Consider the following 15,142-nt stretch of genomic DNA (forward strand, 5'->3'; position numbering starts at 1 on the left):
AGCGGAATCACAGGCGCACCGCCACACGGCAGCGCCACCACGGTCCGGGCACAGGCACGGACGGAACAATTGGGAAAGAGGAAGAAATTCCTCGTCAGGCAAGATGTCGGGCGAACATTTGGTGTGCAGTCCTTGCGGTTATTGACCCTTTCCGACGGATTCTTTCCGTGGGAGTGCGTTGCGCTAGGGGTCGGCCCGGAGGTGCTGCTGTCGCTCTTGCCTAATTTCGCCAGTTGCGAAGCCTTACATTATAGCCTATTGCGCAAATTTCAAGCAGTTTCTGCACCGCGCGGGTTCAATCGGTTGCGCAATTCGAGCCGCCTGGCCTCCAGCGCCTTGTAGCGTTCGAGCGCCTTCGGGTCCTTTCCGACCGCGGCAATGGCCTCGCTCTGCTGGGCCTTGAGCCGGTCGTCGAGCATGAAGTCGAGCACGCTCGCGAGCTCCTTGGCGGCATCGGCCAGGTGCTGCTCTTCCTCGCCCTCGGGGACCGGGGCGCTCTCGGAAACGCTCATGAGGCGCTCGGCCAGCGCCTCGAAATCGAGCCCGCGCATGCCTTCGCGGAGCGCCGCCCACGGCTGCACGCCGTGCTCGTGCAGCTGGCTGTCGAGCCAGGTGAAAAGCGCCCCATGCGGGCCCGGCAGGTCGCACAGCATCACGTGGAGCTCGTGCGACAGCGCGTCCCATTGCGCCATGTTCGACAGCAGCAGCCGCGCCGCCACGTCCGGCCGGCTCGGCGGCTTGCCCCGGCCGCGCAGCGGCTCGATCGGCGCCTCGAATTTGCCGCTCCAGCGCTTGCCCTTGGTGAATTTGCGCGGCTTGCTATCGTTTTCATAGCGCGGCGGTTCGTATTCGGCCGGCGGCGGCATGTCGGGGTAGTCGCTCTCGTGGCCCGGCTCGCTCTGGCGCTGGTTTGGCGCCGCAGCCGGCCTGCGCGGACCTGGCGTGGAGGCCCAGAGTTCGGAGAGCGCCGCGGCGTCGAGCTGCACCAGCGCGGCGATCTCGCTCAGCAGCTGGCGCTTGAGCGCGCCGTCGGGCATGGCGCTCCAGAGCGGGCGCACATTGCTCGTCATGTGGGCGCGGCCTTCTGCGGTGGTCAGGTCGCAGCCTTCGCGCGCGGCCTCGAGCATGAAGCGCGACAGCGGCGTGGCTTCCTGGATGAAGCGCGCGAACGCATCGGCGCCGAACTCGCGGATGAAGCTGTCGGGGTCGTGCTCGGCGGGCAGGAACAGGAACTTGATGCTGCGCACGTCGGTGGCATAGGGCAGGGCGCCGTCGAGCGCCTTGCGCGCGGCGCGGCGGCCGGCGGCGTCGCCGTCGAAGCTGAACACCACCGATTCGGTGAACCGGAAGAGTTTTTGCACGTGCTCCGTGGTGCAGGCCGTGCCGAGCGTGGCCACGGCATTGGGAAAGCCGAGCTGGGCCAGCGCGACCACGTCCATGTAGCCCTCGGTCACCAGGGCGAAGCCGCGCTCGCGGAAGGCGGCGCGGGCCTCGTACAGTCCGTAGAGCTCGCGCCCCTTGCTGAACACGGGCGTCTCGGGCGAATTGAGGTACTTGGGCTTTTCGTCGCCGAGCACCCGGCCGCCGAAACCGATGCATTCGCCCTTCACGTTGCGGATCGGGAACATCACGCGGTCGCGAAAGCGGTCGTAGCGCTTGGCGTCTTCGGCGCCGTCTTCGGCGTTGACGATCACCAGGCCGCTTTCGGCCAGCAGCGGGTCGTCGTAGTCGGGAAACACGCTGGCAAGCGTGCGCCAGCCGGCGGGCGCATAGCCGATGCCGAACTGCCGGGCCACTTCGCCCGAGACGCCGCGGCCCTTCAAGTATTCGATGGCGCCCGGTGCCTGCCGCAGGGCCTTGCGGTAGGCCTCGCCGGCTTTTTCGAGCACGTCGGTCAGCGTGGCCTGCTTCTGGCGCTGGCTGGCGGCGCGGGCGCGTTCCGCCGGAGAGGCATCGTCCTCGGGCACCTGCAGGCCGTATTGGCCGGCAAGGTCGTGCACCGCCTCGACGAAGCCCATGCCCGCGTGTTCCATGAGAAAGCCGATGGCGTTGCCGTGGACCCCGCAGCCGAAGCAGTGATAGAACTGCTTGGTGGGGCTGACCGAGAAGGAGGGCGACTTCTCGCCGTGGAACGGGCACAGGCCCATGAAGTTGGCGCCGGCCTTCTTGAGCTGCACGTAGCGCCCGACGATTTCCACCACGTCGGCGCGCGCGATGAGTTCCTGGATGAATGAAGCGGGGATGGTCATGTAGGCGAAGAGCGGCAAATCATACGCAAGCCTTCGAACGCCCGCGCGCGAAGGCCATACTGCCCGCAGCTGGAACCCACGGATGAAGACGCCCCACCCATTGCACCACGTCGCGCCGCTGCTGCGCCATCCCCTGCGCTTCGTCTGGGATGCGCTCAAGGCTTTCCGCGCCAACCAGGGCTTGCTGCTCGCGGGCGCCGTGGCCTACTACGCGCTGCTTTCCATCGTGCCGCTCCTGATCGTGAGCGTGATCGCGATGTCCCACCTGATCGAGCAGGCCGAGCTGCTGCGCACCATCGGCCGGTACCTCGAATGGCTGCTGCCGGGGCAGTCGAAGGCGATCGTGGCGGAGCTGTCGAACTTCCTCCAGCACCGCGACGTGATGGGGCCGGTGCTGTTCGTGACCATGATCTTCTTCAGCTCGCTGGCCTTCAGCGTGCTGGAGAGCGCCATGGCGGTGATCTTCCATCACCGCAAGGCGGACCACCGGCGCCATTTCCTGGTGTCGGCGGTCATGCCCTATCTCTACATCCTGTTCCTGTGCGTGGGGCTGCTGCTGGTCACGCTGGTGTCGGGCGCGCTGCAGCTGGTGGGCCAGGAGAGCGTCGACCTGTTCGGGCGCAACTGGTCGCTGTCGGGCGTCTCGGGCCTGCTGCTCTACCTCTTGGGGCTGGGCGGCGAGATCTTCATGCTGACCTCGCTCTACCTCGTGATGCCGGCCGGCCGCATGTCGCTGCGCCATGCGCTGCTGGGAGGCGTGACCGCCGCGCTGCTGTGGGAGGCCACGCGGCGCGTGCTGATCTGGTACTTTTCGACGCTGTCGCAGGTCAATGTGGTCTACGGCTCGCTCACCACGGCCATCGTGGTGCTGCTGAGCCTGGAGATCGCCGCCACGCTCGTGCTGCTGGGCGCCCAGGTGATCGCCCAGTACGAGCGGCTGGACCGCACCGGCAGCACGGCGGTGCCGCCGCTCACCGGGGCGGAAGCCGAATCGCTCCGTCGAGACGAATCACCTCGCCGTTGAGCATGTCGTTCTCGATGATGTGCTTGGCGAGCTTGGCGTAGTCCTCCGGCGTGCCCAGGCGGGATGGGAAGGGCACGCTGGCGGCCAGCGCGTCCTGCACCTCCTGCGGCATGCCGAAGAGCATGGGCGTGCCGAAGATGCCGGGCGCGATGGTCATGTTGCGGATGCCGTTGCGTGCCAGGTCGCGCGCGATCGGCAGGGTCATGCCGACCACGCCGCCCTTGGAGGCGCTGTAGGCGGCCTGGCCGATCTGGCCGTCGTAGGCCGCCACGGATGCGGTGGAAATCAGCACGCCGCGCTCGCCCGTGGCTTCGGGCTCGTTCCGGCTCATGGCGTCGGCCGCGAGGCGGATCATGTTGAAGCTGCCGATCAGGTTGACCGTGATGGTCTTGCTGAACACCGCCAGCGCATGCGGGCCGTTCTTGCCCACGGTCTTTTCGGCCGGCGCGATGCCCGCGCAGTTGACCAGGCCCACCAGCTTGCCGAGCTTCTGCGCCGCGGCCACCGCCGCCTGGCCGTCGGCCTCCTGGCTCACGTCGCACTTGACGAACACGCCGCCGATGTCCTTGGCGACGGCTTCACCCTTGTCGGCCTGCATGTCGGCGATCACCACCTTGCCGCCATTGGCAGCCAGCATGCGCGCCGTGCCTTCGCCGAGGCCCGAGGCGCCACCGGTCACGATAAAAACCTTGCCGTCGATCTGCATTGAGAGTCTCCTGAAATGAGACCGGCATTATCGAAGACGGCTGCGGGACAAAAAAAAGCCCCGTCCGAAGACGAGGCTTGAATTGGATCCGTGAGGACCCAAGGAGACAACTGGTGGTGGTCGGCAGCTTAGCGCTTGCGCGAGGTGGTCGCGGTCTTGGCGGCGGCAACGGCTTGCGTCGACACGGCGTTGAAGTTGGCTTCGGCAACGTCCGACGCTTGCTTGACGGCCTTCTGGACCGATTCGAAAGCGTTGTTGGCGGCAGCCACGGCGCTCTTCAGCACGGCAACGGCGGTTTCCGAGCCGGCGGGTGCATTCTTGGAAGCGCTGTCGACCAGGCCGACAAAGGTTTGCTGGGCTTCAGCAGCCTTGGCTTCGAAAGCCTTGGTGAACTCGGCGCCGGTGCCCTGGGCGATGTCATAGAGGTGACGGCTGTAGGCAGCGGTCTTTTCGGCCAGGGGCTGGAACAGGCTCGCTTGCAGCGTCAGCAGCTCTTGTGCGTCCTTGACGTTCAGGGCGGCTTGGGCGGTGCTCTGAGCTTCGCTCAGCGCAGCCTTGGAGGCGGTCACGTTCAGTTCGACGAGCTTCTCGACGCCTTCGAAGGCCTTGGTGGTCAGGCCGAACAGGGTTTCGAGGTTTGCTTTTTGGGCGGCGAGGATTTGGTCAGCGGTCAGGGCCATTTGGGAATCTCCGGTAAGGATGAAGGGTGGTCGGTTCACGTTGCGCTGCCTCGTCGTCCATGTTCTATGTTGCGGTGCAGCATGACCTCAAGTATAGGCAGCACAGCTTTGCGATCAAGGGGGTTTTGCTGCTTTGCAGCAATTTAGAACACACTTTCTAAATTCGCTCCGGCCTCCAGAATGCGGGCCATGCGCGCGTTCTATTCCGGCCAGTTCGTCCTGCCCCTGCCTCCGGGCCACCGCTTCCCGATGTCCCGCTATGCCCTGCTGCGAGACCGCCTGCTGGAGCACCTGCCGGCGGTGGACATGGACCAGGCCCCGCGTGCCACCGACGGCGAGCTGGCGCTGGCCCACACCCCGCAGTGGATTGCCGCCATCAGCGACGGCAGCGTGAGCCCGCAGGCCATGCGGGAGATCGGCTTCCCCTGGAGCGAGGCGATGGTCGAGCGCTCGCGCCGGTCCACCGGGGCGACCATCGCGGCCTGCCGCGCGGCGTTCGCGGGCGGCGTGGCGGCCAACATGGCGGGCGGCACGCACCACGCCTACGCCGACAAGGGCGGCGGATTCTGCGTCTTCAACGACGCCGCCGTGGCCGCGCGGCTGATGCAGGCGGAGCACGGCCGCGGCGGCCGGCAGCTCAAGGTCGCGGTGATCGACCTGGACGTGCACCAGGGCAACGGCACGGCCAGCATCTTCCGCAGCGACCCGAGCGTCTTCACGCTGTCGCTGCACGGGCAGAAGAACTTTCCGTTCCGCAAGGAGGCGAGCGACCTGGACGTCGAGCTGCCCGACGGCTGCGGCGATGCCGACTACCTCACCGCGCTCGAGCACGCGCTCGACGAACTGGAGCGGCGCTTCTCGCCGGGCCTGGTGATCTACCTGGCGGGCGCCGACCCCTTCGAGCGCGACCGGCTCGGCCGGCTCAAGCTGACATTCGACGGCCTGGAGGCGCGCGACCGGCGGGTGTTCGACTGGGCCTGGCAGCGCCGCATTCCGCTGGCCTTCGCGATGGCCGGCGGCTACGCGAGCGACATCGCCGAAACGGTGCAGGTGCAGCTGGGCACCTTCAGGGTGGCCTTCGACTATTGGCGCCGCTGGCAAAATGCCGCGCGATGAGCTCCGCCCCCAAACCCACGCCGCATTCCCGAAGCAGCTACCGCGCGTTCCGCAGCATTCCCACGCGCTGGGCCGACAACGACATGTACGGCCATGTCAACAACGTCGTCTACTACAGCTGGTTCGACACGGCGGTGAATGCGCTGCTGATCGAACGCGGCGCGCTCGACATCCATGAGGGGCAGACCATCGGCTTCGTGGTCGAGACGCAGTGCAACTATTTCGCCCCGATCGCCTTTCCCCAGACCGTGGAGGCCGGCATCCGCGTGGCCCAGGCCGGACGGTCGAGCGTGCGCTACGAGATCGCGCTCTTTGCGCAAGGCTCGGACAGCGCAGCCGCGCAGGGCCACTTCGTGCACGTGTATGTGGACCGGGCCACGCAGCGGCCGGTGCCGCTTCCCGAGGCGCTGCAGCGCGTGGTCGATTCGCTGAAGGCCTGATCACAAAAAAGCGCCCGAGGAGGGCGCCTTTTTTGCCGTGCGGACCGGGCCGCGGCTACATGGCCGTCTTCGTCTTCTTCATGGCCTTGATCTCGGCCTTGCCCTGGGCCTCGTCGGCCTTGGCCTGCTTCACGCAGGCAGCCTTGGCGTCGCCGGACTGGTCGTCGCATTTTTCCTTGGCGACTTCGTACGTGGCCTTGACCTTCTCCTCGGCCACCTTGCGGGCATGGGCGTCGCTCGGCTTGTATTGCTGTTCGAGTTCGGCCTTCGCCACGTCTTCCGTGCCCTTGGCTTCCTTCTGGCAGACGTCCTTCGCGTTGTCCTTCATCGCGTCGCACTGGGCCTTGGCGGACTTGTAGTCGGCTTCGATCTTTTCCTTGGCCGCCTTGTATTCGTCCTTGGTCATGGCGCCCGCCTGGGTGGCCATGAAGCAGGTGGATGCAAGAGCGAGCATGAGCAGGTGCTTTTTCATGGTGTTCTTCCTTTGCTGTTCAGAGAGGAATCGGGAGCTCAGTACTTCTCGTACCAGAGCGCTTCCGGCGTGCGGCCGTCGCGCGTTTCCCAGTCCCGGACCTGTTTTTCGGCCTCGTCGCGGCTGATGCCGTGGCGTTCCTGGATGCGGCCCAGCAGCTGGTCGCGCTTGCCGGCGATCACGTCGAAGTCATCGTCGGTCAACTTGCCCCATTGCTCCTTGACCTTGCCCTTGAGCTGTTTCCAGTTGCCTGCAATGGTGTCCTTGTTCATGCGAATCTCCTTGAAAAGATGGATTCGGCGAGCTCCCCGGCTGCCGTGAACGCACTGTCGCGGGGGCCATTCACCCTGGCGGTAGGACGCCCAGTGCTGGCGCCGTAGGCACAAGCCGACGGCGCCCGTGATAATCGAACGCACGCCGAAAAGCTTGGGACAACGCGCGCCGCACCATGATCATTCACAGCCTGCTCGACACCGACCTCTACAAGTTCACCATGATGCAGGTCGTGCTGCATCACTTCCCGGGCGCCCAGGTCGAGTACCGGTTCAAGTGCCGCAACCCCGGCATCGACCTGGCGCAGTTCGCGGGGCAGATCCGCGAAGAGGTGCGAAGCCTCTGCTCGCTGCAGTTCCGGGACGCCGAGCTGGCCTACCTGCGCTCGATGCGCTTCATCAAGAGCGACTTCGTCGACTTCCTGGGCCTGTTCCGGCTCAACGAAAAGTACATCTCCATCACGCCCCAGCCCTCGGGCGAGCTCGAGATCCGCATCAAGGGGCCGTGGCTGCACACCATCCTGTTCGAGATTCCGGTGCTGGCCATCGTGAACGAGGTCTACTTCCGCAACACGCAGAAGAAGCCCGACCTCGAGGAAGGCCGGCGGCGCCTGGAGACCAAGATCGGGCAGCTGCAGGATGCCGGCCTGTCGGACCTCAAGATTGCCGACTACGGCACGCGCCGCCGCTTTTCCAAGGACTGGCATGAAGAGGTGCTGCGCACGCTGACCGCCAGGCTCGGTGCCGTCACCTCGCCGCCGGCGCAGGCCGAGCCCGGTGCGCGGCTGCCCCAGCTCGCGGGCACCAGCAACGTGCTCTATGCGATGAAGCTCGGCCTGATTCCGCTCGGCACCATGGCGCACGAATACCTTCAGGCCTGCCAGGGGCTCGGCCCGCGGCTGCGCGACAGCCAGATCTTCGGCTTCGAGAGCTGGGCCCGCGAATACCGCGGCGACCTGGGCATTGCGCTGTCCGACGTCTACGGCATGAGCGCCTTCCTGCGCGACTTCGACCTGTACTTCTGCAAGCTGTTCGACGGTGCGCGCCATGACAGCGGCGATCCGTTCCAGTGGGGCGAGCGCATGCTGGCGCACTACATCGCCAACCGGGTCGATCCGCGCACCAAGACGCTGATCTTCAGCGACAGCCTCACGGTGCCGCGCACCGTCGAGCTCTACCAGCAGTTCCGCGGCCGCTGCCAGCTGGCGTTCGGCATCGGCACCAACCTCACCAACGACCTCGGCTACGAGCCGCTGCAGATCGTCATCAAGATGATCAACTGCAACGGCCAGCCGGTGGCCAAGCTGTCGGACACGCCTTCCAAGAACATGTGCGAGGACGAAAAATACCTGGCCTACCTGCGCCAGGTGTTCGAGATCGAGCAGCCGCCGGCCTGACGCGCGTCTGGTACGGTACGGCCCCGATGAAAAAAACAATCCGCCTTGCGGCAGCCGCAGCGCTGCCGATGATGTTCCCCGCGCTGGCCATGGCGGCCGAGCTCGACGGCAGCAAGCTGTCGGCGCTCTGGGGTGTTCCGTTCGCGGGCATCCTGCTGTCGATTGCGCTGATGCCGCTGCTGGCCCCGTCGGTCTGGCACCACCACTACGGCAAGATCTCCGCCGCCTGGGCGCTGGCGTTCCTGCTTCCCTTTGCCGCGATCCATGGCGCGCCGCTGGCCGGCTCCCAGTTCGTGCACGCGCTGGTGGAGGAATACATCCCCTTCATCATCCTGCTCACGGCGCTGTTCACGGTGGCGGGCGGCATCCACATCCGCGGCAACCTGCACGGCGCGCCCGGCCTCAACACGGCCATCCTTGCGATTGGCGCAGTGCTCGCGAGCCTCATGGGAACCACGGGCGCGTCGATGCTCTTGATTCGCCCGTTGATCCGCGCCAACGACAACCGCGTGAGCAAGGCGCACGTGGTGGTGTTCTTCATCTTCATCGTCTCGAATGCGGGCGGCTCGCTCACGCCGCTCGGCGACCCGCCGCTGTTCCTCGGCTTCCTGAAAGGCGTCGATTTCTTCTGGACGGCGCGCAACATCCTGCCCAACACGCTGTTCCTCGTCGGCATGCTGCTGGCGCTGTTCTACGTCATCGACCGCCACCTCTACCGCAAGGAAGGCGTGCTGCCATTCGACCCGACGCCGGACACCCGGCGCGTCGGCTTCGACGGCGCCGCCAACTTCTGGCTGCTGGGCGGAATCGTCTTCTTCGTGCTGCTTTCCGGCGTCTGGAAATCGCCCGTCGGCTTCGAGGTGTTCGGCACGCACGTCGGGCTGCCGGGGCTGGTGCGCGACGCCGGGCTCATCGCCATCACGCTCGTCTCGTTCAAGACCACCGCGGCCAAGGTGCATGCCGACAACCAGTTCGAATGGGGTCCGATGGCCGAGGTGGCCAAGCTGTTCGCGGGCATCTTCCTGACCATCATCCCGGTGATCGCGATGCTCAAGGCCGGCGCGCACGGGGCGTTCGCGCCCGTGATCGCAGCGGTGACGAGGCCCGACGGCCAGCCCGATCCGGCCATGTATTTCTGGGCCTCCGGCATCCTGAGCTCGTTCCTGGACAACGCGCCGACCTACCTCGTGTTCTTCAACACCGCAGGCGGCGATCCGGCCACGCTCATGACCACCTACGCCACCACGCTGGCCGCAGTTTCGGCCGGCTCCGTGTTCATGGGCGCCAACAGCTACATCGGCAACGCGCCCAACCTCATGGTCAAGGCCATTGCCGAAAGCCGCGGCGTGCGCATGCCGAGCTTCTTCGGATACATGGGCTGGTCCGTGGTCGTGCTGATTCCGCTGTTCGTCCTTTCCACCTTCATCTTCTTCCGTTGAGAGCAGACATCATGAGCAAGCCCAAGATCCTGGTCGCACGCGCGATCTTTCCCGAGACCATCGAGCGCCTCTCGCAGCATTTCGAGGTCGAGTCCAACCAGGCCGACGAGAGCTGGAGCAAGGAGCAGCTGATCGCCAGGCTGCAAGGCAAGCAGGGTGCGTTCACCACCGGCAGCGAGCGCATCGACACCGCGGTGCTCGACGCCTGCCCCGACCTGAAGATCTGCGCCAACATGGCCGTGGGCTACAACAACTTCGACGTCGACGCCATGGCCGCGCACGGCGTGCTCGGCACCAACGCACCCGACGTGCTCACCGAGACCACGGCCGACTTCGGCTTTGCGCTGCTCATGGCCACGGCCCGCCGCATCACCGAGAGCGAACACTTCCTGCGCGCGGGCAAGTGGCAGAAGTGGAGCTTCGACATGTTCGCGGGCTCCGACATCCACGGCGCCACGCTCGGCATCATCGGCATGGGCCGCATCGGGCAGGGCATTGCCAAGCGCGGCGCGCACGGCTTCGGCATGAAGGTGGTCTACCACAACCGCTCGCGGCTCGACGCGGCGCTGGAGGCCGAATGCAAGGCCAGCTACCTGAGCAAGGAAGAGCTGCTCAAGACGGCGGACCACGTGGTGCTGGTGGTGCCGTACTCGCCGGCGTCGCACCACACCATCGGCGCGGCCGAGATCGCGCTGATGAAGCCGACCGCCACGCTGGTGAACATCGCGCGCGGCGGCATCGTCGACGACGCGGCGCTGGCCGTGGCGCTGCGTGAGAAGCGCATTGCCGCGGCGGGGCTCGACGTGTTCGAGGGCGAACCCAAGGTCCACCCCGACCTGCTGACCGTGCCCAACGTGGTGCTGACGCCGCACATCGCGAGCGCCACCGTGCCCACGCGCCGCGCCATGGCCGATCTCGCGGCCGACAACCTCATCGCCTGGTTCGGCGGCAAGGGGGCACTGACGCCCGTCACGCCCGTTCCGCCCGCTGCCAAGTAAATAAACACGGACCCTCATCGCCACCTTGGACACTTCCCTGATTCTTCTTCTGCTGGCCGCCCTTGCGGTGGTCCAGCTGGTGCTCGCGGTCTGGCTGCTGGCACGCCGCCAGCCGGCGCCCGACCACAGCGAACTGCTCTCCGTGCTGTCCGCCATGGGCACCGCCAACGAACGCACCGAGCGCGAACTGCGCCACGAGATCGGCGAAAGCTCGCGCGGCGCGCGGCAGGAGACCGCGCAGGCCTTCGCCACCTTCCAGCAGGCGCTGGTGCAGCAGGGCGCCGAAGCCACCCGCACGCAGAACGCCCAGCTCGATGCCTTCTCGCTGCAGCTCGCCTCGCTGCAGAAAACCCTGGCCGACACGCTCAACACCCAGCTCCAGGGCCTGAGCGAATCCAATGCGCGCCGCCTGTCGGAAGTGCGCGCGACCATGGAAGCGCAGCTCGCGCAGCTGCAGCAGAGCAACACCGCCAAGCTCGATGAGATGCGCAAGACCGTCGACGAGAAGCTGCAGAGCACGCTCGAAGCCCGCCTCGGCGAGAGCTTCAAGCAGGTGGCCGACCGGCTCGAGCAGGTGCACAAGGGCCTGGGCGAGATGCAGACGCTGGCCGTCGGCGTCGGCAGCCTGCAGCGCGTGCTGACCAACGTGAAGACGCGCGGCGTGTTCGGCGAGGTGCAGCTCGAGGCGCTGCTCGAGCAGGTGCTCACGCCCGAGCAGTACGCCAAGCAGATCGAGACCAAGCCGCGCAGCGGCCAGCGCGTGGACTTCGCGATCCGCTTCCCTGGCCGCGGCGACGACGGCGCCCCGGTGTGGCTGCCGATCGACGCCAAGTTTCCGCGCGACGACTACGAGCGCCTGATCGATGCGCACGAGCGCGCCGACGCGCCCGGCGCCGAGCTCGCGGCCAAGGCGCTCGAGGCGCGCATCCGCGTGGAGGCCCGCTCGATCGCCGAGAACTACCTGGCGGCGCCGCACACCACCGACTTCGCCATTCTTTTCCTGCCGGTCGAAAGCCTCTATGCCGAGGTGCTGCGCCGCCCGGGCCTGATGGACGCCATCCAGCGCCAGCACCGCGTCACGCTGGCCGGCCCCACCACCCTGCTTGCCATGCTCAACAGCCTGCACATGGGCTTTCGCACGCTGGCGCTCGAGCAGCAGGCCTCCGAGGTCTGGAAGGTGCTGGGCGCGGTCAAGACCGAGTTCGAACGCTATGGCGAATGGGTCTCGCGCATCAAGGAGCAGGTGGCCAAGGCCTCCGACACGCTCGACAAGGCCGACACGCGCGCCAAGCAGATGCGTCTGGCGCTGCGCAAGGTCGAGGCGCTGCCCGAGGCCCAGTCGCAGGTGCTGCTGCCTCCCACCGCAGACAGCGAGGGCGACGACACCCCGTGAAAGGCTCCGAACTGCTGCGCGTGATCGGCGCCCAGGTCTGCCTGCACGCCACCATGGCCGGCATGCGGCTCGCAACCCCGCTGCTGGCGCTGCAACTGGGCTACAGCGCGGCGGCCGTCGGCGTGCTGATCGCGCTGTTCGCGCTCACGCAGGTGTTCCTGGCGCTGCCGGCGGGGCGCTTTGCCGACCGGTACGGGTTCAAGCGGCCGCTGTGGCTGTCGGTCATTGCGGCTTCGGCCGGCGCAGCACTCGTGCTCGCCTTTCCGACCTTTCCAATGATGTGCATCGCGGCGCTGCTGACCGGCGGCGCCACCGGCGCGACCGTCATTGCGCTGCAGCGCCACGTGGGCCGCTCCGCGACCAACGCCACGCAGCTCAAGCGCGTGTTCAGCTGGCTTGCGATAGCGCCCGCGGTCGCCAATTTCATCGGCCCTTTCGTCGCCGGCATGCTCATCGACCATGCAGGGCGAGCCCCTGCGGACATGCTGGCGTTCCGGGTCTGCTTTGCGGTGATGGCGGCTTTCCCCATCGCCTGCTGGCTGCTGGCGCGCGGCGCGCACGAACCGCCGCCTGCGGCACCCGCCGCCGGCGCCGCGCCCACGCGCGCCTGGGACCTGCTGCGCGAGCCGATGTTCCGCCGCCTGCTGTTCGTGAACTGGCTGCAATCGTCGAGCTGGGACGTGCATGCCTTCGTGCTGCCGGTGCTGGGGCATGACCGCGGCATCAGCGCGTCGATGATCGGTTCCATCCTCGGCGCCTTCGCCATTGCAGCGGCGGCCATCCGGGTGGTGCTGCCGCTGGTGGCCTCGCGCGCTTCGGAGCGAAGCGTGATCCTGAGCTCCACCCTCGTCACGGCGCTGGTGTTCGCGGTCTATCCGCTGCTCGATTCGGCCTGGAGCATGGGCCTGTGCTCGGTGATCCTGGGCTTTGCGCTCGGCGCGGTGCAGCCGATGGTGATGAGCATGCTGCACCAGATCACGCCGCATGCGCGGCACGGCGAGGCGCTGGGCCTGCGCCTCATGACCATCAACGCCTCGAGCGTGGCCATGCCGATGCTGTTCGGCTCGATCGGCGCGCTGATCGGCATCGCGGGCGTCTTCTGGGTGGTGGGCGGCGTGGTTGTGCTGGGGGCGCGGGCGACCTGGGGCTTGAAGGTCTAGCTGCCCCGCGGAGGCGGGGCGATGCCGCCGGAGCCTGGAACCGGACTACAGCTTGTAGAAGCGCTTGATCGCATCCCAGGCATCTTCGGGCGCGTCGACGTATTCGAAGAGCTTCACGTCGGCCGGCGAGATCACGCCTTCCTCGACCAGGAAGTCAAAGTCGACCAGCTTCTTCCAGTAGGCCGAGCCGAACAGCACGATCGGCACCGGCTTCGACTTGCGGGTCTGCACCAGCGTGATCACCTCGAACAGCTCGTCCAGCGTGCCGAAGCCGCCCGGAAACGCCACCAGCGCCTTGGCACGCATCATGAAATGCATCTTGCGGATCGCGAAGTAGTGGAACTTGAAGCTCAGCGCCGGCGTGACGTAGGGGTTGGCTTCTTCTTCCATCGGCAGCGCGATGGCCAGGCCGACCGAGAGGCCGCCGCCTTCGTGCGCGCCGCGGTTGGCCGCCTGCATGATGCCGGGGCCGCCGCCGGTGCAGACAAAGAGCTTGTCCTCGGGCTCCTTGCCGTTGCTGAACTCCGCCACCAGCTTGCCGAAGGCGCGGGCCTTCTCGTAGTAGTGCGAGCTGCGCGCCAGGCGGCGCCAGCGCTCGGCCGCCACCGCATCGCCGGCGGCTTCGGCCTGCGCGACCAGCGCGGCTGCTTCTTCCTCGCTGCGAAAGCGCGCGCTGCCGAACACCACCACGGTGTTCTCGATGCCGTGGGCGCGCTGCTCCAGGTCGGGCTTCATCAGCTCGAGCTGCATGCGGATGCCGCGGGTTTCGCGGCGCAGCAGGAATTCCGGATCGGCAAAGGCGAGGCGCGAAGGATCGGGATCGAGGGGGAGGCCCTTTTCGGCGTGCGCCTTGAGGGTGGCCCAGGCGTCCGCGAGGCGCTTGTCGTGAAGGTCGTGCGTGTTGTTCATGGAGAAATCGGACAGGAAGACTTGCAGCATTGTGCAGCGTCGCGGATGCGGCGCCCCGCGGCTCAGAAGGTGCCGTGGCGCCCCTCGCCGCGCACGAAGCGTTCGGCACCGGCCGCGCCTTCGGCCGCGACGATCGGCACGCCGAGCCGGCCTTCCTGCCTTAGCGCATCGGCCAGCGGCAGGCTCCATTGGGCATGAGCGGATTGGCGGTCCGCCAGCATGCACTGCTGCGGGAACGACGCGATCTCGCGCGCGAGCGCTTCGGCCGCGTGGCGGGCCTGGCCGAGCGGCACCACGCGGTTGACCAGGCCCATGGCCTGCGCTTCCGGGGCGCTCACGGGCCGTCCGGTCAGGATCAGGTCGAGTGCGCGGCCCATGCCAACGATGCGCGGCAGCCGCACCGTGCCGCCGTCGATCAGCGGCACGCCCCAGCGCCGGCAGAACACGCCGAGCACGGCATCTTCCTCGGCCACGCGCAGGTCGGCCAGCAGCGCCAGTTCCAGGCCGCCGGCCACCGCATGGCCGCTGATGGCGGCGATCAGGGGCTTGGCAAGCGCCATGCGGGTCGGGCCCATCGGGCCCGTGCCGCCGCCCTCGGGGTCGAGTTCGTTGCGGCGCGCGGGGTCGCCGACCGCGCCCAGGTCGGCGCCGGCGCAGAAGGTGCCGTGCTCGCCCCAGAGCACCGCAACGCGCTGGCTTTGATCGGCTTCGAAGCGCTCGAAGGCGGCGCGCAGCGCGTCGGCCATGGGCCGGTCGACGGCGTTGCGCTGCTTCGGGCGGCTCATGACGATGGTGCTGACCGGCCCATCGATCTCGGTGCGGACGCTGGCGGACGTGTTCATGGGCGCAAGGGTAAGCCCATCAACGGAAAAAGGCTCCCTGCGGAG

Annotated in this window: 15 protein-coding genes; 8 read left to right on the top strand and 7 right to left on the bottom strand. The window is 67.3% G+C overall.

Annotated elements, in window-relative coordinates:
* Positions 1–269: 269 nt before the first annotated feature.
* Positions 270–2,249 carry a DNA primase gene (gene dnaG, locus ACAM58_RS09030; protein ID WP_026283815.1) on the bottom strand — a complete coding sequence of 660 codons (1,980 nt, stop codon included), beginning with the start codon at positions 2,247–2,249 and terminating at the stop codon, positions 270–272.
* An 82-nt stretch (positions 2,250–2,331) separates the two neighbouring features.
* Between dnaG and ACAM58_RS09035 the strand changes: the two genes are divergently transcribed.
* Positions 2,332–3,273 (top strand): YihY/virulence factor BrkB family protein, encoded by a 942-nt coding sequence (locus ACAM58_RS09035; protein WP_012746906.1) that lies wholly within the window; start codon positions 2,332–2,334, stop codon positions 3,271–3,273.
* Here ACAM58_RS09035 and ACAM58_RS09040 read toward each other — a convergent pair.
* Together ACAM58_RS09040 and ACAM58_RS09045 are read right to left on the bottom strand one after the other, a co-directional pair.
* Positions 3,221–3,979 (bottom strand): 3-hydroxyacyl-CoA dehydrogenase, encoded by a 759-nt coding sequence (locus ACAM58_RS09040; protein ID WP_012746907.1) that lies wholly within the window; start codon positions 3,977–3,979, stop codon positions 3,221–3,223. The genes ACAM58_RS09035 and ACAM58_RS09040 overlap by 53 nt on opposite strands.
* A gap of 128 nt (positions 3,980–4,107) precedes the next feature.
* A complete protein-coding gene (locus tag ACAM58_RS09045) occupies positions 4,108–4,659 on the bottom strand; it encodes a phasin family protein (protein WP_012746908.1) in 552 nt (183 codons plus the stop codon).
* A 189-nt stretch (positions 4,660–4,848) separates the two neighbouring features.
* On the opposite strand from ACAM58_RS09045, the gene ACAM58_RS09050 reads away from it, so the two are divergent.
* A complete protein-coding gene (locus ACAM58_RS09050; RefSeq protein ID WP_369664334.1) occupies positions 4,849–5,775 on the top strand; it encodes a histone deacetylase in 927 nt (308 codons plus the stop codon).
* The gene (locus ACAM58_RS09055; RefSeq protein WP_027730546.1) at positions 5,772–6,215 is read left to right on the top strand and encodes a thioesterase family protein; all 444 of its coding nucleotides are present in this window, start codon (positions 5,772–5,774) and stop codon (positions 6,213–6,215) included. The genes ACAM58_RS09050 and ACAM58_RS09055 overlap by 4 nt, the downstream gene beginning before the upstream one ends.
* A 55-nt stretch (positions 6,216–6,270) precedes the next feature.
* On the opposite strand, the gene ACAM58_RS09060 is transcribed toward ACAM58_RS09055, so the two are convergent.
* Together ACAM58_RS09060 and ACAM58_RS09065 are read right to left on the bottom strand one after the other, a co-directional pair.
* Positions 6,271–6,687 carry a hypothetical protein gene (locus ACAM58_RS09060; protein WP_012746912.1) on the bottom strand — a complete coding sequence of 139 codons (417 nt, stop codon included), beginning with the start codon at positions 6,685–6,687 and terminating at the stop codon, positions 6,271–6,273.
* Between the two features lie 38 nt (positions 6,688–6,725).
* Positions 6,726–6,959, bottom strand: a complete 234-nt coding sequence (locus tag ACAM58_RS09065) for a CsbD family protein (RefSeq protein ID WP_012746913.1) — start codon at positions 6,957–6,959, stop codon at positions 6,726–6,728.
* 176 nt (positions 6,960–7,135) lie between these two features.
* On the opposite strand from ACAM58_RS09065, the gene pncB reads away from it, so the two are divergent.
* Genes pncB through ACAM58_RS09090 form a run of 5 tightly spaced genes read left to right on the top strand, consistent with a single transcriptional unit; the run spans position 7,136 to position 13,346 of the window.
* Positions 7,136–8,356: a nicotinate phosphoribosyltransferase gene (pncB, locus tag ACAM58_RS09070; protein WP_012746914.1), complete on the top strand. Its 1,221-nt coding sequence runs from the start codon at positions 7,136–7,138 to the stop codon at positions 8,354–8,356.
* A gap of 26 nt (positions 8,357–8,382) precedes the next feature.
* Positions 8,383–9,795 (top strand): sodium:proton antiporter, encoded by a 1,413-nt coding sequence (locus ACAM58_RS09075; protein WP_369664335.1) that lies wholly within the window; start codon positions 8,383–8,385, stop codon positions 9,793–9,795.
* A gap of 11 nt (positions 9,796–9,806) precedes the next feature.
* Complete coding sequence (locus ACAM58_RS09080; protein ID WP_027730548.1) at positions 9,807–10,793, top strand: D-glycerate dehydrogenase; 987 nt, start codon at positions 9,807–9,809, stop codon at positions 10,791–10,793.
* A 25-nt stretch (positions 10,794–10,818) separates the two neighbouring features.
* Positions 10,819–12,186: a DNA recombination protein RmuC gene (locus ACAM58_RS09085; RefSeq protein ID WP_028256161.1), complete on the top strand. Its 1,368-nt coding sequence runs from the start codon at positions 10,819–10,821 to the stop codon at positions 12,184–12,186.
* Positions 12,183–13,346: an MFS transporter gene (locus tag ACAM58_RS09090; protein WP_028256160.1), complete on the top strand. Its 1,164-nt coding sequence runs from the start codon at positions 12,183–12,185 to the stop codon at positions 13,344–13,346. The genes ACAM58_RS09085 and ACAM58_RS09090 overlap by 4 nt, the downstream gene beginning before the upstream one ends.
* Positions 13,347–13,391: 45 nt before the next feature.
* Here ACAM58_RS09090 and ACAM58_RS09095 read toward each other — a convergent pair whose 3' ends face one another.
* Together ACAM58_RS09095 and ACAM58_RS09100 are read right to left on the bottom strand one after the other, a co-directional pair.
* On the bottom strand, positions 13,392–14,255 hold the full coding sequence (locus ACAM58_RS09095; RefSeq protein ID WP_026283814.1) for a TIGR00730 family Rossman fold protein: 864 nt from the start codon (positions 14,253–14,255) through the stop codon (positions 13,392–13,394).
* Between the two features lie 62 nt (positions 14,256–14,317).
* The gene (locus ACAM58_RS09100; RefSeq protein ID WP_369664336.1) at positions 14,318–15,097 is read right to left on the bottom strand and encodes a crotonase/enoyl-CoA hydratase family protein; all 780 of its coding nucleotides are present in this window, start codon (positions 15,095–15,097) and stop codon (positions 14,318–14,320) included.
* Between the last annotated feature and the right edge of the window lie 45 nt (positions 15,098–15,142).

Source organism: Variovorax sp. V116, assembly GCF_041154435.1.
GTDB classification, from domain to species: Bacteria; Pseudomonadota; Gammaproteobacteria; order Burkholderiales; family Burkholderiaceae_C; genus Variovorax; species Variovorax paradoxus.

What these genes read in the sequence shown, in the direction of transcription:
- dnaG (WP_026283815.1), bottom strand. Translation starts at nt 2,249, where the DNA reads ATGACCATCCCCGCTTCATTCATCCAGGAACTCATCGCGCGCGCCGAC.
- ACAM58_RS09035 (WP_012746906.1), top strand. Translation starts at nt 2,332, where the DNA reads ATGAAGACGCCCCACCCATTGCACCACGTCGCGCCGCTGCTGCGCCAT.
- ACAM58_RS09040 (WP_012746907.1), bottom strand. Translation starts at nt 3,979, where the DNA reads ATGCAGATCGACGGCAAGGTTTTTATCGTGACCGGTGGCGCCTCGGGC.
- ACAM58_RS09045 (WP_012746908.1), bottom strand. Translation starts at nt 4,659, where the DNA reads ATGGCCCTGACCGCTGACCAAATCCTCGCCGCCCAAAAAGCAAACCTC.
- ACAM58_RS09050 (WP_369664334.1), top strand. Translation starts at nt 4,849, where the DNA reads ATGCGCGCGTTCTATTCCGGCCAGTTCGTCCTGCCCCTGCCTCCGGGC.
- ACAM58_RS09055 (WP_027730546.1), top strand. Translation starts at nt 5,772, where the DNA reads ATGAGCTCCGCCCCCAAACCCACGCCGCATTCCCGAAGCAGCTACCGC.
- ACAM58_RS09060 (WP_012746912.1), bottom strand. Translation starts at nt 6,687, where the DNA reads ATGAAAAAGCACCTGCTCATGCTCGCTCTTGCATCCACCTGCTTCATG.
- ACAM58_RS09065 (WP_012746913.1), bottom strand. Translation starts at nt 6,959, where the DNA reads ATGAACAAGGACACCATTGCAGGCAACTGGAAACAGCTCAAGGGCAAG.
- pncB (WP_012746914.1), top strand. Translation starts at nt 7,136, where the DNA reads ATGATCATTCACAGCCTGCTCGACACCGACCTCTACAAGTTCACCATG.
- ACAM58_RS09075 (WP_369664335.1), top strand. Translation starts at nt 8,383, where the DNA reads ATGAAAAAAACAATCCGCCTTGCGGCAGCCGCAGCGCTGCCGATGATG.
- ACAM58_RS09080 (WP_027730548.1), top strand. Translation starts at nt 9,807, where the DNA reads ATGAGCAAGCCCAAGATCCTGGTCGCACGCGCGATCTTTCCCGAGACC.
- ACAM58_RS09095 (WP_026283814.1), bottom strand. Translation starts at nt 14,255, where the DNA reads ATGAACAACACGCACGACCTTCACGACAAGCGCCTCGCGGACGCCTGG.
- ACAM58_RS09100 (WP_369664336.1), bottom strand. Translation starts at nt 15,097, where the DNA reads ATGAACACGTCCGCCAGCGTCCGCACCGAGATCGATGGGCCGGTCAGC.